The following is a 16,204-nucleotide window of genomic DNA, read 5'->3' on the forward strand; positions in this document are numbered from 1 at the left end:
AACGACACTTGTCGTTATAGTGTCGTTATTAGTTAAAAATAGTCTATTCCAAATTTACAGAAAGTTCAACTCGTTTTTTTCTTGCCCCATTCAAAAAGAGCATGGTCCCTTTCTACCATGCCCCTTCCGAAGAATCGCTCCGTTGTCATTCCTTGCCGTGCCTCATTTGTAGCAATACGTTTGCTGTTAGCTGTGGGTGACTAATCGGAAAATGATGAGCGACAGAGAACCTTTCGATCTCTACATGTGCTTTCATGAAAGCATCCTCTGTTCCTTTTGTCAGCTGATACGTTTTATCCTGTGTCCCCCATACGATCTGGGCTGGAAAAGGGAACGACTCTGCTGTTAGCGCCATTTGCCGGAATTCATTCATAAAATAGCGCAGCACGTCTGTATGCGTCTTGCTGATGCGTGGCGATTGCAGGAGCTTCCCGGCCTTTTCTACATAGCCTTTTGGCATTTCCTCCGCGGACTGAAATACCCCTTGCTCAAGCATTGCTTTTTCCATTTGGGCTGGCGTTACCTGCTTTTGCAAAAAACGCTGTAGAAGGGCTGGACTTTTTCCCAATCCCGCCAGCAGCAAAGAATACTTCGGCGCATGCAGGGGCGGCTGCAAAAGGTATAGCTTCTCGATTTTTTCCGGTACTCGCTTTGCTGCCTCCCATGCCAAAAACCCGCCAAATGAATGTCCTGCAAGATGAACCGGAGACGGCAGCTGTCGCAATGCCTCGGCCATTGCCTCGATAAAGCCCTCGATCGGTTTTTCGTGATGGTGATAGGGCGATCTGCCAAACCCGGGCAAATCCAGTAACCATACTGCCTGTTCACCCAGCTGTTCGGCTAGCGGGAGTAAATCGCTCATCTCACTGAAAAGCCCGTGCACGAGCAGCCACGGAGTACCCGAGCCTTCTTTCTTGTACGCGGCCATGCCTGCGATTTGCTCTCGGTGAAAGTGAGGAGGCACTTTCTGATCCTTGACCGACAAACGGTAGTCGAGATCGGCAATCACACTGGGAAGATACGCCGCTACGTCGTATGCATCGATGCTTTTTTTCGCTTTCATTTGCTGAAAGGGAGCGAGCGGGAAGTCTTTCTTTACGACAAAATCCATCGAATTGGCAGGTACCCCGAGCAAGCCGCTGCCGCCGTTATGCAAGATTTTTTTCAAGACCGATACCGGGAAAGGAATGGCTGGTGGCTTCATCCGTAATTCTTTAGCCATCAACGAAATCAGCTCTGAAAAAGCTGGCGTCGCACTCCGCTCATTTAAGGCGTAATACGTTTGATGCTCGATGTGATTTGTCTCTACAATCCCCACAATGACCTCGGCCAAATCGTCGACGGCAAGCAAGGGCAGCCACCACTCCTTACCACCGGGAAGAACAGGGATCTTACCACGCCGCATAGAGCTGATCACGAGCCCCAATCCATCTGTTTGTTCTGTGTTCCCGGTGCTTCGCGGGCCTATGATCGTACACGGATTTACCACGACCAGCGGCATTCCTTTTTGATACGCCTCTTGTCTGAGGTATAGATCTGCCAGAAACTTGTATTTCTCGTAGCCCCCTGCCTCTCGTAAAAATTCGTTTGTCGCAAAAACATCTGTCGCCAACTTTCCACTCTCATCGTCAAACGGACTCATGTAGCCAACGATATGAATCAGCTTTTGCAGACGCTGTTGTTTATGCAATTCGTTCGCTACTGCTGCAAGGTGACTTGCTCCTTGTAAAATCACGTCCCTCCCCACTGTTTCATCCATCGAAATATCCATCGGGACACCTGCATGGATGATGACAGTAGCGTGCAATACCTGTTCGTAATCGCTCGCCGATAATCCCAAGCCCTCCTTTCGCAAATCACCCCGCACGGCATTGCAATTGGACCTCTCTGTTGGTGTCATCTGCATCAGCAATTCATCCCACTTCTCGGTCGAACGAACCAGCGCCAGCACGGTATGACCAGCTCGTGCCAGTTGTTTTGTTACCTCCTTGCCGATAAATCCAGTCGCGCCTGTTATAAAAACGACAGCCATTGTTTTTGCCTCCTTTATATTTTTAGTACTAATTAGTACTAATTGACTTCAAAAAAATCCTACACTTGAATCAAGTGTAGAAGTGTCTGACCAGCACCTACGAGTGCCTGTGCATGACCCTGCGATTCAGCCATGAGCATCGCTCCTTCCACAATGGTCACGAGCAAGACTGCCGTTTGCTGAATCGAGATATTTTCCTTGAATTCTCCACGGCCGATTCCCTCCACGAGCAGCTTTTCCGCTAGGTTCTGCCATTCGATCAGGAACTCGTTGATTCGCGCTTTGACTTCTGGTATTTGTGCCGACAGCAAGGAAAGGATGGGACAGCCTCCTACGCAGGAGCGCCCCTCCAGTTCCTCTGCGATGGTGGTAAAAATCAGCCCCACCCGTGCGGAAACAGACAGGTCTGCCTGTTGCAGGATGACTTCCAGCGCTCCTCTCAGCACATTGATTCTGTAGCCGAGCACAGCTACGACGAGCTCCTCCTTGCTTTTGAAATGGTAGTAAATGTTGGACTTGGAGACTTTGCTCTGTGCTACGACATCATCCATGCTGGTATTCATGAGTCCTTTTTGCAAAAACAAATCGGAGGCAGTGGCGATGACATGATCACGGTTTGAGGTTCGTTTCATATTAGGACTATATAGTACTAAAAGATTATTGTCAATCGTTCGAGTGGATAGTGGAGGAGAAGAAAAAGCGCAGTTCTCTTCGACTCTGACACGCCAGCAAGGGGGGAATTACTGTCCGTCTACACTTCAAAAAGGGGACCGTCGAGCCAAAGCCACCCCACGGGCGGAAGTCTCTCAAAGAAGAAGTGTTCGACAAGCGTGGTCCCCTTTTTGAAGTTCCGACTGGGTAGGCGTTGTCAAGGTCTGCGAGCCCTGCGCTTTTTCTTCTTACCAGCTTTGCCTTTTAAAACTTCGTATAAAAAAGAAAAGGTTGATGCCGTCTGTCACGGCATCAACCTTCACCCTTTAACTGATCGCAAATCTGTTTAATTTCGTTACAGCAGCAAGCATGGCAGCCGCCAGTTCATTTTCCTGGCTATCTTGTGCCCTTCTTAGATAAAGGCTGCGCAAAAAGTTTTTACTGTTCACTCGAGCGATGACCTGGGTACGACTTTTCGGCAGTTCTGCACAGCTTGCCAAGCCATTGATCCAGTCAGCGAGCTCCTGCTCTGGGAGCAAATCTTTAACTATCATCGTGTCGACAATGCTTGCCAGACGTTCATCTTCTTCGTCATTGAAAATATGCTTTCTGTTATCCAACACGCCCTGGATCGCACGAAGGATGTCTCGCTGTACGGCTTCGTCGCTCTCTGGGCACTGCACTAGCTCTAGGAATACGTCTGCCCCGTGTGCCGTACTGTGCGCCCAGCCTCCTTCTGACAAATAGCCGCGCAAATCCTTTTCTTCTTGAAAATAGCGGAGCATGGTGTTCTTCACATGCTGGAAATCAGCGAGCTCCAAAAAAGGCTTCTGCCTGTGACGTCGCATGATCAAGGCAATCGGCAATGCAGAGAATGTCCTCGTAAATACAGATTGATCACCCTCGCTACCGATCTGATAGAACAAATGCGTATCGTCCGTCAGTTCTCGGAGAAGGCTGCGCAATTGCGCCTCCGTCAGATGTTTCTCATCAAGAATCCAGTAATAAAATGCCGGGTAAATGAGATTATCACGCAGCTCCGGGTCAGGGTCCCCTATGTATTGCAGCAATAACCCGACGAAATCCTGTAGTTGCTCCCCTTCACGAATCAGGTATTGTTCCTGCTCCAATCTTTGCAGGTCCAGTATGAGTTTTGTTCTCGTATCCCTCACGTTTTCATCCGCCTCAACATCATCAAAATTTCCTCGACCACGATATCCGGTTCATCATGATGAATATAATGCCCGCTGCGACCGGCAATTCTTTGCTTGCTTGATGTAGATAGCCGCCTGAAATCGGTTTGCAGATTTTGTTCGATTTTCAAAATTTCCTCGTTCGGCCATTTCTCGTCCCATATGTCCGGTAAGCCTCTCGTAATAATTGAGACAGGTATGTCGCTTTGCAGAAAATGGTCAACGATTTCTTGGTAGCTCCGTATCTTATCGATCTTCTCGCTGTTTCGCATCGGATTCTCGTAATATTCTCGATTGGCTGCGATCAGGTTATCAGGCAAAACCTTTTCATAGGCGAGCTCCTTATATTCGGGAGCAGCGTCAACCAAAACCATCCCCGAAACAAGCTGCGGATATAGACTAGCAAACAGTCTAGCCACCAGACCGCCAAAAGAATGTCCGACCAAGATACAAGGCGCCTCCACCTCAATCTCCTGCAGCAAATCGTATAGCTCCTCCACCAGATCGCGACAAGTCCGGGGGACGACTGCTGCCGCTGGGCTCCTGCCAATCCCCGCACGATCGTAGGATAAGGTAGACGCTTCCTGCGAGATGCGGTCTTGAACGATCTGCCATGTCTCACCGCTATCGCCCATTCCTGCTAAGAAGATCACACAAGGTGCTCCACTTTTTCGCGAATATAGCCTATGTATCCGTCGACACATGATCCCAGTCATCCTCCATGTAACGAACCAGCCAATTCAATGCTCTGTGTCTTTCTACGACTACTTCGTCATTCAAACCGCCTGCAACCGTGCGATTGTTGATGCGCGCATCCACGCATGCCCAGTCATAGCGATAGATTAAATCTGCTTGGTCGAGAATCTCCTGTTTGCTTCTCACAACCGCATTGCCGTAGAAGGTGTCATAGTCACCTGCGCTTCTGAGAGCGTCAATCGCGGTGTTCACATCACAAATTTTATCAGGGAAATGGAGCTCTTCCACATACCCGAGCGCCCACAGCAGTACCCAGTAGCATTCGTACATCCATACCATCTGAATCATATCGGTTCGGTCTGGCTGAGGATCATTCAAGAAGTCTCTCTCTTTTTCCGTAAAGAATTCAGCAGCGCCAAACTGCTCAATAATTCCCTCGATGAACTCCCGCTCTTCCTTGATTTGTCCGTTTTCGGCGATCCCTCCGGCATATACCGCAATCAAGCATAGAGCAATCGCTCGCTGAACCATCTCATCCTTGCTCCTGATGACAGCGTCCTCGTCGCCTACGATGACAGGAAGATGCGGGATGTACGGAATGCCTTGCTCCTGCAATAGCTCGATGCTCCGCTCCTTGCGCGCTTCTCCTGACTGGGAGGGCTGAATATGTCCATCGATCAGGTCTACGCTAACCGTCACCAGAAAATCGTCCACTTGGGACTCTCCTGCCGTATTGAGAATCAACCTTCCTTGTTTATCGAGCATGTCTCCGGTAGGGAGAAAGACGATCCCGTGTACTTCTTCGGCAATCGCCATAATGGCCGCAAACGTCTTCTGGTCGATTTCCTTACTCGCTACAATTCCTACCGCCACGTTGAGCGCTGTAATTTGGTACAACAGCTTTTGCTGGACCTTCTCGTGGGCCGTTTCAATCTGTGCGAAGTAACCGTACATCCCTTTTTTCATCTGAAGAAAGTCTTCTTGGTCATCATCCTCGCGCATAAGATTGAAGGTGATCTTGCTCTTGCTAAACCATTTTTTATCTGTCACGGTCACGGCCCGCTCGTCTGCGGATACCTCTACCAATTGATCACGAAAAGCCTCGACAATCGCAGCGACGACTTTCTCGCATTGTTGGATGGAGACATAGATGGTGCATTGATTCATCTGGCAACCTCCTTTGCTGAGCAAACATTTTCAAGGTGCTGAATTTTGTAATCAATAGTCAATTATGGTATTCTAACCCTGTTTAATCAAGCCCAAATCTTTATAGTTATCGGCGAATCTACCACGATGATTGAAGGTGAAACCTATGAAAAACATCCTATTAGAGGAGTTCTCTCCCATTTGTCCGATTCAAGCTTTTGTCGAAGAGGATGAGAACGGCGTCTTTTTTTATTTGTGGGATTATCCCGGTGAGGAGCATGCCAGCATTCGCTCTTGTTGGGTAAGAAATTACGGACCTGCACCGGACTCGATCGATTTCGATGCCATGCAGGATGGTCAAGCTCCCATGCTGCCACGCGATTGCTGCGCTCATCCGGATGGAGCAGACAGGCTGGACCCGGAGCAGCTCTCGATCGTTTGGCTGGAGGAAGGCGATGCAGCGGCACTTTTGTATGAGGATGAGGTGCTGTGTGTGATTCCCAGCTGGGCTGGCCCTTCCCCGGACGGCTCGCACTATCCTTCGTATGCGCGAGATTGCACCGGAGAATCTCATTTATGCTTTCCGCTGGGAACACCAGAAACGAACGCCATGTTTGCCCGTATCGAGGCCGCCCAGCATTTTTGGACGAGCTGGGATGGCAACCCTTGGCCTGACATCCAGCAGCAGTTCATGGACGCGATTACCTCGACTCTCGGCCCAGTTAAACAGTATTACGGCATCGACGGCGGTCACTGGCCCCCGAAAGCATTGGTGACCATCGAAAAAGGAGACATTACCTATGCGATGACCCTCGGCGTGTCCATATTGCGCCAGCCAAAAGTCGAGCAGTATACAGAAGAGCCAGAGCAATTACGCCGATTCGAGCTAGCCTTTGCCTGCGAAACCAAATGGCTTGCCCAAAACGAACAGCAATTGCTGGCCTACATCAGTGGCCAAACCTCTCTGCCGTGGTCGTATATGACCTTCCTCGCACAAGGTCACACCATTCCGTGCCAGGAAATCAGTCAAATCAACAGCTGCTTCTCCTCCATGCTGCTCGCAAAGCCTGAGGATGCACCGACTATTCCACTTCCGCTCATGGCGGGCGATCCTGTGAATCTGTTATGGATGATTCCGACAACCGCAGAGGAACAGCAGTATGCAGAAATGAACGGTTCTGAGCAATTGTTTCAGCGCTCTGCGGGAGATGGTGCGGAATGGATTTTTAATGGGGAATCAAAATTTATGAAATAAATGTGCTCCTCGTTAGATCGAATTTGTGAAGCAGCCCTGTCAACTATGGGCTGCTTCACGTATCACACCGTTTGCAAAAAAGCCGGGAGGTCGCCGATGAAATTTAGCTTATTTCCAATCATGTTTATCCTTATTGCTTTCACAATGACAGCCTGTTCTAACGAGAAAACCTTACAAATAAATCAAGCCGAGATAGAAAGGCTACAGGCTGAAATCACTCAATTGAAAAACAAAAACAAAGAACTTGAAGCCTCTTTAGTTGAGGAAAAACAAAAGAATGATATGAATACTAAAATCTACGAAATACGAGATATCGTTGATCTACAGGCAAGAGAGATTTTTCGAGCTATGATGAAGGCTGATACTGAAAAAGTTAAACAGTATATTTCCAAGCAAGCTGCTGTGGAAGGAAAGAATTTTGTTTATAAGGTGGAGAACGAAATCATAACCATGCCATTTGTTATGGAGGGAAGCACTTTTCGTCAGAGGTCTTTCGGTATATATAAAGATGGACGATTTATTACAAATTATGAAGTATGGTTAAACGATGAGACTTACTCAGGAACACTAGAATTAGGCTTTACAGAGGAAAATAACGAATGGAAACTAAGTAGTATGCAAGGCGATAGATAATTCCTTGCCTGCAGTCGACGGTCCTCCTCTTCTGCAGGCCTTAGGCCCTAGCCCCACTACAAATCAAGCAACTCCATTCTCTCCATCTCTTTTTTCCTCTTCGCCTTCATCGCTCTTCTGCCTTCCGACCAAGCCAACGATAGAATCGCGATCCCTCCAATTGCTACCAAGATCAACGTCAGTTCACTGCCTTCTTTAAATAAACCAGTAACATAACCGTAGACCAGGTACGCCAAAAAGAAGCCTGGGAAAATAGCCCCCCAATAAGCGTGATTCAGTCTGCCGAGTAAATTTTGCATCCCCACAATACCGAGCCCAACCAAAAATTGAATCATCCCCGTACTCATCTGCTTTCATCTCTTTCTTGTTTGTATTTTTCAATAACGAGCTTGGCTACCTCCAAACTCATCCGTTCGTCAATGACCAGGTTTTTGATCATTTGCACGAACTCTACTTCCGCTTCCTTGCTATGTAATTCGATCTTTTTAATGATTCGGTCGAGCTTGGCCCGAACTGTTGGGTACGATACACCGTACTCATCAGCCATCCCCTTGAGAGAGCCCGAACTGATAATAAACTTCCTGATAAATTCGAGGGTCTCCTTGTCCAGAGCTAACACCCAAGATGGAATTTCGTCGCGTTCCATGAATCGCCTCGCCTCCTGTCTTTCATTATATTAATGAAAACTTTAATTTTATTCAAGTATTTTTTAATAAAATGAAAAATAACCATGGAAAAGGAGCATCCTCACCTGATGCTCCCGCTCGTGTCCTCATCCTTCTATTCAACCTTCGTTAATCGAATATCCATCCAATGTGCCCAACTCTCATTATTGCCCAAATACATTGATTTCGGCCGCACTTGTCCATGGGTTATTGTTTACCTCGCTTAAGGCACGCAGTTTCATATAGCGACCTGTCTTGGCTGCAAAGCTGGTTTCTTTCAACGTAGTATCATTTGCAAAGCTACCTGTGGCTACAGCTGTTCCCCAATTCACTCCATCACTGCTGACGTAGAACTCATAGTTCTTGATCGTTCCGTTCACTTGACCATCTTGTCTGGGCAGGTAACTAAATTTGGAAATGCTATACGTTGCACCCAAGTCAATTTGAATCGTGCGGCATTGGAGCTACAGGGCTCCATTTCGTGTGCCAAAACGTGCTGTTGTTTCCATCAAATGCTTTCGGAGCTTCATTGTACAATTCATCGCTGTCTACGTATTTTAGCGTCCAATTCGTTTTCGGAATCAGACTAGCTTCTCCTGATGTGACTGCCACATTCACATTCATGGCAGAATTACTTGTGCTTGTCGTCGTAATCGTTACTCCCGATTTTTCTCCTGTGTAGGTATTACTGTTCGGATTGGTGTCTGGACTAAAGGAGGCGGCATGATTGTTATTCGTGTAATAGAATGGGTCTTGGTATTCACTCACGGATTGCTCTATGTCAATGAAAGGATGAGGATCATTCGTATTATTACTCATGGATTCATCAACGTGCCAAACCGCGATGCCTCCAGAAACTGTTTGCAAGCTAGCATCGTATCCAACTTTTTCGCGATTCTCAACTAAAAAATACGTATTATCCTTTATAGGAACCTTTAAAACATTATAATTATTCGGGATGGCTTGAAGCGTAAAATTGTTAGTGGCATTTACTACAGTTGGTGTGACAAATCCTAATTTTGCTTTTGACCAGGCATCCATATGAGTGGGTGTCGTTCCTGGTTCCTCCCCTTGGAGATTATTCCAGGTTCCATTTGCCATTATACTTAGACCACTCACATGATTATTAGCACCATAGAGATCCGGAAGGCCCAAGGAATGACCCAATTCATGGGCAGTGATACCCATCGTTGCCATATGACCAAATTGTTTTTCACCCTGCGTCGTATACATCCCTGATACTGTAACCCCATCATGATTTGTGTTGGGAGCATACCACTGATGTGCCCAAATATTTGGCACTGCACCACCACTAGCCTCTTCATTACCAGCAAGAACAGTTACAATGTAGAAGCTATCTTTAGCGTCGATGACTTGATCATTATTTGTATCAAAACTAGCAAAGTTCACCACAGGATCCGCTTTATCCAGTGCATCTGTTATAACCGTCCTAATGTCTTTTCCCGATGTATCCGGATGGGCGTAATCTAATTTTACTTTCACAACTCCATCATTTTGCGTACCATACACTTCGGATGCTGGGGTGATCTGAGCTTTTCCATTACTCACTTCATTATAGTAATTCTTTACCGACTTCTGATTTGCAGAAAAGAATTTGTTGCTCCAATCGTTGTCGTTATAGGCGATATCAACATCTGTAAATCCAATTAACAAAACAAGCAATTTTTGCGCTCCTGTAACTGGCGTGATACTTCCGTCGATATTTTTTTCTAGCGATCCCGAAAATTCTTGTTGAAGCTCATTCAGGAACTCCTGTTTTTTATTTGCTTGAGGGTCGTACTCATTTATCCATTCCATCAAATTTTTCTCATTTACCGCTTCTGAAGGCTTTTCGTCAATTTTATATTTTATCCCCGTCGATTGCAGATCATCTGATGTAAGTTCAGCGTAATTCCAATATCCCTCCTGATCTTGTAAAAGTACATCGCCATCCTTTGTGCTCGCCCAATGGAACCATTCATCTCCATGCATCACGGCTTGAAACGATTCACCAGACGGTTGCTTCATTTTGACAACTCCATCGTATGCGGGTGCGGCAAAAACATCCGTTTGAAAGTACAAAACACAAATCAAAGAAAAAACAGACGTGAACAGGCCTTTAAAACTTCTTTGCATAAATGTTCCTCCCGATTTAGAAGTTGTTATCCTGTTGGAATAGTTTCCTCTATAGATTCATGAAGATCGCCCCCCCCCTTTTTATGGCATCCTGAATATTCCGTCGATAAATGGACCTGATTCATACGTAGAATGAATCGACAGATCATCTATACAGAACTACCAGAATGCCCTTACCTACATTATTGGGAATTTTTGGTAACATGTTAACTTTTTCTATAAATCGGGGATTTTTTTTTTATCATTAACTAATAAAGCGCCCCCGTTCGGGACTTTCACCCTAGAGCGACGCCCATGCTAGGTGTACTAAAAAAAGCCGATATTGCTACGAGAGCAAATCGGCTGTTATGTCATTTATTGGCGGGACACTTTGATGAGCTTCCCTGTCGAAGCATCGATAAAGCTATAGCCACTCTTCCATTTCTGTTGATAGACTAGTTGCGGTTCGGGAGCTCTTTGTCCATCATACTGCTCCCACACGTAGACCAGCTCCAGGTCAATTTCTTGTTGGATCGTTTCTTTAGCTTCTGCTGCACTTATAATCTTTTTGGAATCTGGAAGGGTAACACCCGGGTTGAGTGGATGGAGGTTTAAATCGGTAATCGTCCCCGTCGCCTTGTCTATACCCATCATATAAAACTCGTCAGACACTTCGATCCCGTTGCGTTTTCCCTGAAAAGTGAATGAATACACCTTATCTTCTTCCTTATCCAGCTTGTTCATGTCTACCCACTCCGGAATATCTTCTTCAGGAGACTCTACGATAAGCGTTAGCTCCGTTAACGCCGGGTCAAGATAAGGTACCAGTGCTGCGATCGCTTTTTTCTTCGCTTCCTCTACACTGATTTTCTGCTCTGTTTTTCGTTCGTCTGGGAAATTCAGATCGAAGTCGATGAGCCGATCACTTTGTTCATCTGTAATGAGGCTAACCATCTCAAATGCAGGCGTACCTTTATTTGAATCGTTCATCCACCGATAGGATTCGATTGTCTGAAGTCCTTCTAAAAGATTGTCCTTGTGATCATCGTATTCAAAGGTCGCACCAGAAACATCAATACCAAACTGTGTTTTCAGCCATTTCTCTCCTTGTTCGCGGGAAGCTATTTTGATGCTTTTCCCTTCTCCTTTTATATGAACACTCTCCCCTGCCATTTCTGTTTCTTCCCCTGTGACTTTACCGGTAAGAGCATCGATCCAACCAATGGTATTCAGTTGATAAATAAGCATCGGTTTCTTTTCTGCCGGTTTTCCATTTTGAGCATAGGAAATCGGTTGCTCCCATACGTATACCAGGTCCAGCTTAAGCTTGTCCTTATAGATTTTGCTTGCTTCCTCAAGTGTTATCGCTTTTTTCGGATCAGGCCAGTTCACTTTGCTAGGATCGATGAAACGATACGCTTCATAGCTAATAATATGGCCAGCATGATCAACGGATACGGAGATAGAGTTGTTAGACAGAGGGAGGTTATTGATGAGAGAGTGGTATTGCACAGTGGAGTGAGCCCATTCCAGCTTGTTGCCCTTCCCGTCACCTGATCCTGCTTTTCCCCTGCTAAGTTTTTGAGCGGCTTTCAGCTGTTTGGCTTCCGTACCGAATAAGTTCTCGATAAAAGCGGAAGCCTTCTCTCTGGCAAGCTCTTCTTCCGGATAATCGGCTGAAGCCCATGCTGGATTTTGGATATCCATGAGGAGCAATTGGCCTGTCTGTGCATCCAGCTCAAGGCTAACGGATGAATATGCGTCATACTCTTTTTTTTCATCTGTTTTTGGCCTGTTGGTGAAGTGCAAGCTCCAGATCGGTGCCGGATAACGGCGAAAACCGTCTTCCTCATAATGCTTATGAATTAGTCGATACCCTTTTAGCTCTGGAATCACCTCAAATAGCTTGTCCAAAGAATTCTGAACATCTTGGGAATAATCCTTTTCTTGAGACTCTGGCTTTTTCATATCGCTTGCTGCTTGTACCGTTGGTTGATGGGGAGTCCATACAGGTGCAGAGGCAAGTAAGCACGCCGCTATAACCGTCATCATGGATGGCTTAAGTTTCATTGGGCACCTCCAAATTGTATTCAGATTTGGGGATCAGTTCTGTTTGACCTTACCAATAGTAAGACGGAGGGGCAAATACTCTCGTCACATATTATTCCATTTTTTCTATAGAACCCCTTATCTCTATTGAAAAAACGTCCTCGCGTTAATCGGCGAGGACGTGTAGTCTAAAACTATATTTCCACGGAACAGTCCGTTCTATCTGACCCCCTGAAAAGCTCGCGTATCTTCGTATCCGTTTTCTTCGTTGGAAAAGAGGAAAGCTTATCCTGTGGTCCTCCTCTCTGACACCGTCAACCACGAGGGTGTTTTGCATTTTCTTCAAACCGATGTATCCGTTTGTAGAACGTACTTCTGGGGATTCCCAGAAGCTTTGCCGCTTTCGACACACTCCCGTTCGTCTTTTGCAGCGCCTCGACCATTTGCTGCTGAAGTATCTGATCGCGAAACGAAAGAGAAGCCCGGTGCTCCTCCGTCCTCTGTTCAGGAAAGCTAAGGTTGGTAGAGACGCTTTTGCTCAGCTCTGCGTTTTGATAGAGCAAGGAATGCAGAAGATGTAAGAGGTCGTCGCATCTGTTCCTAGAGAGAATCCGCAATTTATCCAGCAGATTCATAAGCTCGCGAATGTTTCCTGGCCAGGTGTAATCCATCAGCGCGGCAAAGAATTCCGGAGGGAAAACAGCGTCCCAGTCATGCTTTTCACAGTAATGGTGAACAAGGTGCGGGATATCTTCCGCCCTCTGCCTGAGTGCCGGAACAGGCACGGGATATACGTACAGACGATAAAAAAGGTCTTCTCGGAACTTCCCTTCTTTGACCAGTTGATGGATATTGCGGTGCGTAGCCGCAATCACGCGAAAATCGACGGGTATCTCTTGGCTGCCGCCCAGCGGAGTTATTTTACGTTCCTGCAAGACACGGAGAAGCGCCACCTGCATGGAGTGCGGGATTTCCCCAATTTCGTCCAAGAAAATAGTTCCTTGGTGGGCAAGTTGGAATTTCCCCTTCGCCCCGGTTCGCTTCGCCCCGCTGAATGCCCCTTCCACATAACCGAATAGTTCGCTTTCCAGCAGCTCTGCCGGGATCGCCCCGCAGTTCACCGCAACGTACGGCCCGCTTGCCCACTTGCTGTTCTCATGAATCGAACGGGCGATCACTTCTTTTCCGGTGCCTGTCTCTCCCAGGATGAAGACATTGATGTCCTCGGAAGCTACCCGCCCAAGCTCTTCCAGCGTCTTTCGAAATGTACGGCTTGTGCCAGCCTCGCCAAGGAACCGAAACGGCTTGGCGGAACCCTTATCCTGATAGACGACCTGCCTTACCTGCTGCTCCCCTGCATTCAGAAGGTAGATATATTTTCCGATGAAACCACCGTGCTCCGCAGAGCAAATCGGCACTTCCATCCGATTGCGGTACCAACGCATGTATATTTCTTCGGTACGCATCTCGCGCCAGTTCGGAATGTTCTGACGAATCAATCTGCTCGCCGCGACGACTTTTTGACGAGGGTTGCAAATGATGAGCTGCTGTTCCTTTTCCAGTACTTCCATCGAACCCTGAATCAATTCCATCTCGTCCCGATGAAAGCGGATCTTCACTTCTTTCTCCAGCGTATAGGCGGCCTGGGTGACAATCCCTAGTATGTATGGATGCGCCTGGTCGACCGGGCACGAAACGTCGAGGATACCCAGGACCTCTCCGTCATCGTTGCGTATTGGAGCGGCAGCACAGCTCCAACCATGGGAAGCTATGGAATAGTGCTCCGAGCCGGTTACCATAATTGGCTGCCCCAGCGACAACGCCGTCCCAATTGCATTTGTCCCCATCTCGGCTTCCGTCCAGCGCACGCCCTCTACGAATCGTATTTTTTCGGCTACCTCTCGAACACTTTTACTTCCCTTCATCCAGAGCACGTAGCCTTCCGGATCAATTAAAAGCACGATCATTCCCATCTCGCTCGCGAGTCGATCCATTTTTTCGAGAAAAGGGGCAGCGACGTCCATAAGCAAAGCATTCTTTTGCTGTTGGTGCCTAAGAGATTCCCCGCTCAGAATATGCCTTCCCCGATCCAAGTACGGGCTGACTTGGGCGTTCCGGGAGCGATACCACGATTCGATGATGGATTGGTGAATCCGTGAAGAATCCAGTACGCCTTCCTGAACGAACCGCTTCCACATCTGCGAACTTAAAGCGAATTCAAACAAGATACATTCCCTCCCTCAGTAACGCGCCTGAAGTAACTCCTGCCAGAATGTATGCAAGATCGTCTCCTTTTGTTTAAATTCTAATCAATAATGGCAGCGCTTACAATGGCCCAAAGCAAAATTCCCCCTGGGTTACAGGGGGCTTTTGGTTAGGTCAATGCTTCAGGCGTGTACGGCATGACCGATGGCAGACAGCAGAGCTTCGTGAAGAGCTTCAGACAACGTCGGGTGGGCAGAAATGAACGTTTCCATCATATCCGCCGTCATTTCCCCGTGGATCATGACCGTTCCTTGCCCGATCAACTCCGTCGCCCGTGGACCTACGATGGACACACCCAGTATCTCATTGTATTCCGGTTCCGTGATGACCTTCACCTTTCCGATCGCTTCACCGAGAATCATTGCCTTTCCATTAACGGAAAACGGGAATTCTCCGATTGTTACGTCCCCGTATTGGGATCTAGCTTGCTTCTCGGTGAGGCCGACACCAGCGATTTCCGGCGACGTGTAGATGCACCTCGGTACAGCCCGATAATTGGCTTTGGCGTCCAGACCGCATGCATGCAAGGCTGCTACCGTTCCCTCATGAAAAGCGACATGGGCGAGCTGGATACCCCCGACAACATCCCCGCATGCGTAAATATGTGGGACGTTCGTTTGCATATGCCCGTTTACGGAAATACCTTGCTTGCCGAATACTACACCCGCCTGATCAAGTTGCAGTTCTGACGTCCGCGGCATCCTTCCGACGGCAACCAGCACGATCTCTGCTGTGGCTTCCCCGCTACCATCGGGGCTCTTGAAACGAACGGTTTTCGTCTGCTGGTCGACTGATGTCAACGACGTGGAGGTCAAGATTTTCACCCCGCTTCGTTCCAGCTGATCTTGCAGAACACCCGCAATATCCGCATCTTCGCCGGGGAGAAGCTGATCCGCCATTTCAATCACTGTCACGTCGCACCCCATGCGACTGTAAATGCTAGCAAACTCGCATCCGATGACGCCTCCGCCGATGATCAGCAATGTCTCGGGAATCGACGAAAGCGACATCGCGTGTCCACTGTGGATGATCCAGCGACCATCAAACGGCGCAAACGGCAGCTCAATCGGCTCCGCTCCCGAAGCGATGATGATTTTATCGGCTTCAACAATTTCTTCTCCCTGATCCTTCTCTACTGCTATTTGGCGTTGGCTGACAAAACGAGCCTTGCCCGTAAGCACCTTGATTTTGTTTTTTCTCATAAGAAATCCGATTCCCATAACGAGCTGCTGCACGATTCTGTTTTTGTAGCTCTGCACTCCCTGCCAGTCAATCGATACTTCCTGTTCGGGCACGCGAATGCCGAAACGGCCGGCATGCTTTACTTTCTCGGCCATCTCCGCGGACTCTAGGAGCGATTTGGTTGGCATACATCCTTCGTTCAGACAGGTCCCACCCAACGCCCGCTGCTCGATCAGGGTGACCTGTTTGCCCTTTTGGGCGGCGACAATCGCCGCAACGTAGCCGGCAGGTCCCCCTCCGATCACTGCAATTGCACTCATCC

Annotated in this window: 12 protein-coding genes and 1 pseudogene; 2 read left to right on the forward strand and 11 right to left on the reverse strand. The window is 47.8% G+C overall.

The features are described from left to right. Positions 1-145 precede the first annotated feature (145 nt). The 5 genes from C7R92_RS23020 to C7R92_RS23045 all read right to left on the reverse strand — a co-directional run bounded on the left by C7R92_RS23020 (position 146) and on the right by C7R92_RS23045 (position 5,739). Positions 146-2,032 carry an alpha/beta fold hydrolase gene (locus C7R92_RS23020; protein WP_106835771.1) on the reverse strand — a complete coding sequence of 629 codons (1,887 nt, stop codon included), beginning with the start codon at positions 2,030-2,032 and terminating at the stop codon, positions 146-148. A 59-nt stretch (positions 2,033-2,091) separates the two neighbouring features. After that, positions 2,092-2,664, reverse strand: coding sequence for a TetR/AcrR family transcriptional regulator (locus tag C7R92_RS23025; RefSeq protein ID WP_106835772.1), 573 nt, complete (start codon positions 2,662-2,664; stop codon positions 2,092-2,094). A gap of 345 nt (positions 2,665-3,009) precedes the next feature. Further along, positions 3,010-3,855, reverse strand: coding sequence for a DUF2785 domain-containing protein (locus C7R92_RS23035; protein WP_106835773.1), 846 nt, complete (start codon positions 3,853-3,855; stop codon positions 3,010-3,012). After that, on the reverse strand, positions 3,852-4,580 hold the full coding sequence (locus tag C7R92_RS23040) for an alpha/beta fold hydrolase (protein WP_106835774.1): 729 nt from the start codon (positions 4,578-4,580) through the stop codon (positions 3,852-3,854). The genes C7R92_RS23035 and C7R92_RS23040 overlap by 4 nt, the downstream gene beginning before the upstream one ends. Beyond that, on the reverse strand, positions 4,561-5,739 hold the full coding sequence (locus tag C7R92_RS23045; protein WP_106835775.1) for a DUF4272 domain-containing protein: 1,179 nt from the start codon (positions 5,737-5,739) through the stop codon (positions 4,561-4,563). Before C7R92_RS23045 ends, C7R92_RS23040 begins: the two co-directional genes overlap by 20 nt. Before the next feature lie 145 nt (positions 5,740-5,884). Between C7R92_RS23045 and C7R92_RS23050 the strand changes: the two genes are divergently transcribed. Next, complete coding sequence (locus C7R92_RS23050) at positions 5,885-6,973, forward strand: suppressor of fused domain protein (RefSeq protein ID WP_106835776.1); 1,089 nt, start codon at positions 5,885-5,887, stop codon at positions 6,971-6,973. 96 nt (positions 6,974-7,069) lie between these two features. Further along, entirely contained in the window at positions 7,070-7,606 is a 537-nt protein-coding gene (locus C7R92_RS23055) for a hypothetical protein (RefSeq protein ID WP_106835777.1), read from the forward strand. Positions 7,607-7,662: 56 nt separating this feature from the next. Here C7R92_RS23055 and C7R92_RS23060 read toward each other — a convergent pair whose 3' ends face one another. The 6 genes and pseudogenes from C7R92_RS23060 to lpdA form a co-directional block, all read right to left on the reverse strand. Next, positions 7,663-7,953: a hypothetical protein gene (locus C7R92_RS23060; RefSeq protein WP_017251753.1), complete on the reverse strand. Its 291-nt coding sequence runs from the start codon at positions 7,951-7,953 to the stop codon at positions 7,663-7,665. After that, positions 7,950-8,252 (reverse strand): DUF2089 family protein, encoded by a 303-nt coding sequence (locus C7R92_RS23065; RefSeq protein ID WP_106835778.1) that lies wholly within the window; start codon positions 8,250-8,252, stop codon positions 7,950-7,952. The genes C7R92_RS23060 and C7R92_RS23065 overlap by 4 nt, the downstream gene beginning before the upstream one ends. A gap of 183 nt (positions 8,253-8,435) precedes the next feature. Then, positions 8,436-10,407 (reverse strand): annotated as a pseudogene (locus C7R92_RS23070) (M6 family metalloprotease domain-containing protein). A gap of 354 nt (positions 10,408-10,761) precedes the next feature. Next, positions 10,762-12,456, reverse strand: coding sequence for a YcdB/YcdC domain-containing protein (locus tag C7R92_RS23075; RefSeq protein WP_106835779.1), 1,695 nt, complete (start codon positions 12,454-12,456; stop codon positions 10,762-10,764). A gap of 293 nt (positions 12,457-12,749) precedes the next feature. Then, a complete protein-coding gene (locus C7R92_RS23080; RefSeq protein ID WP_146147625.1) occupies positions 12,750-14,633 on the reverse strand; it encodes a sigma-54-dependent Fis family transcriptional regulator in 1,884 nt (627 codons plus the stop codon). 189 nt (positions 14,634-14,822) lie between these two features. Continuing rightward, entirely contained in the window at positions 14,823-16,202 is a 1,380-nt protein-coding gene (gene lpdA / locus C7R92_RS23085; RefSeq protein ID WP_106835781.1) for a dihydrolipoyl dehydrogenase, read from the reverse strand. Between the last annotated feature and the right edge of the window lie 2 nt (positions 16,203-16,204).

The sequence above is a fragment of the Brevibacillus porteri genome (genome assembly GCF_003013475.1).
Classification (GTDB): Bacteria; Bacillota; Bacilli; order Brevibacillales; family Brevibacillaceae; genus Brevibacillus; species Brevibacillus porteri.

Excerpts from the sequence above, each read along its gene's own strand:
- C7R92_RS23020 (WP_106835771.1), bottom strand. The coding sequence starts at position 2,032 with ATGGCTGTCGTTTTTATAACAGGCGCGACTGGATTTATCGGCAAGGAG.
- C7R92_RS23025 (WP_106835772.1), bottom strand. The coding sequence starts at position 2,664 with ATGAAACGAACCTCAAACCGTGATCATGTCATCGCCACTGCCTCCGAT.
- C7R92_RS23040 (WP_106835774.1), bottom strand. The coding sequence starts at position 4,580 with ATGTGTCGACGGATACATAGGCTATATTCGCGAAAAAGTGGAGCACCT.
- C7R92_RS23045 (WP_106835775.1), bottom strand. The coding sequence starts at position 5,739 with ATGAATCAATGCACCATCTATGTCTCCATCCAACAATGCGAGAAAGTC.
- C7R92_RS23050 (WP_106835776.1), top strand. The coding sequence starts at position 5,885 with ATGAAAAACATCCTATTAGAGGAGTTCTCTCCCATTTGTCCGATTCAA.
- C7R92_RS23055 (WP_106835777.1), top strand. The coding sequence starts at position 7,070 with ATGAAATTTAGCTTATTTCCAATCATGTTTATCCTTATTGCTTTCACA.
- C7R92_RS23060 (WP_017251753.1), bottom strand. The coding sequence starts at position 7,953 with ATGAGTACGGGGATGATTCAATTTTTGGTTGGGCTCGGTATTGTGGGG.
- C7R92_RS23065 (WP_106835778.1), bottom strand. The coding sequence starts at position 8,252 with ATGGAACGCGACGAAATTCCATCTTGGGTGTTAGCTCTGGACAAGGAG.
- C7R92_RS23075 (WP_106835779.1), bottom strand. The coding sequence starts at position 12,456 with ATGAAACTTAAGCCATCCATGATGACGGTTATAGCGGCGTGCTTACTT.
- C7R92_RS23080 (WP_146147625.1), bottom strand. The coding sequence starts at position 14,633 with ATGTGGAAGCGGTTCGTTCAGGAAGGCGTACTGGATTCTTCACGGATT.
- lpdA (WP_106835781.1), bottom strand. The coding sequence starts at position 16,202 with ATGAGTGCAATTGCAGTGATCGGAGGGGGACCTGCCGGCTACGTTGCG.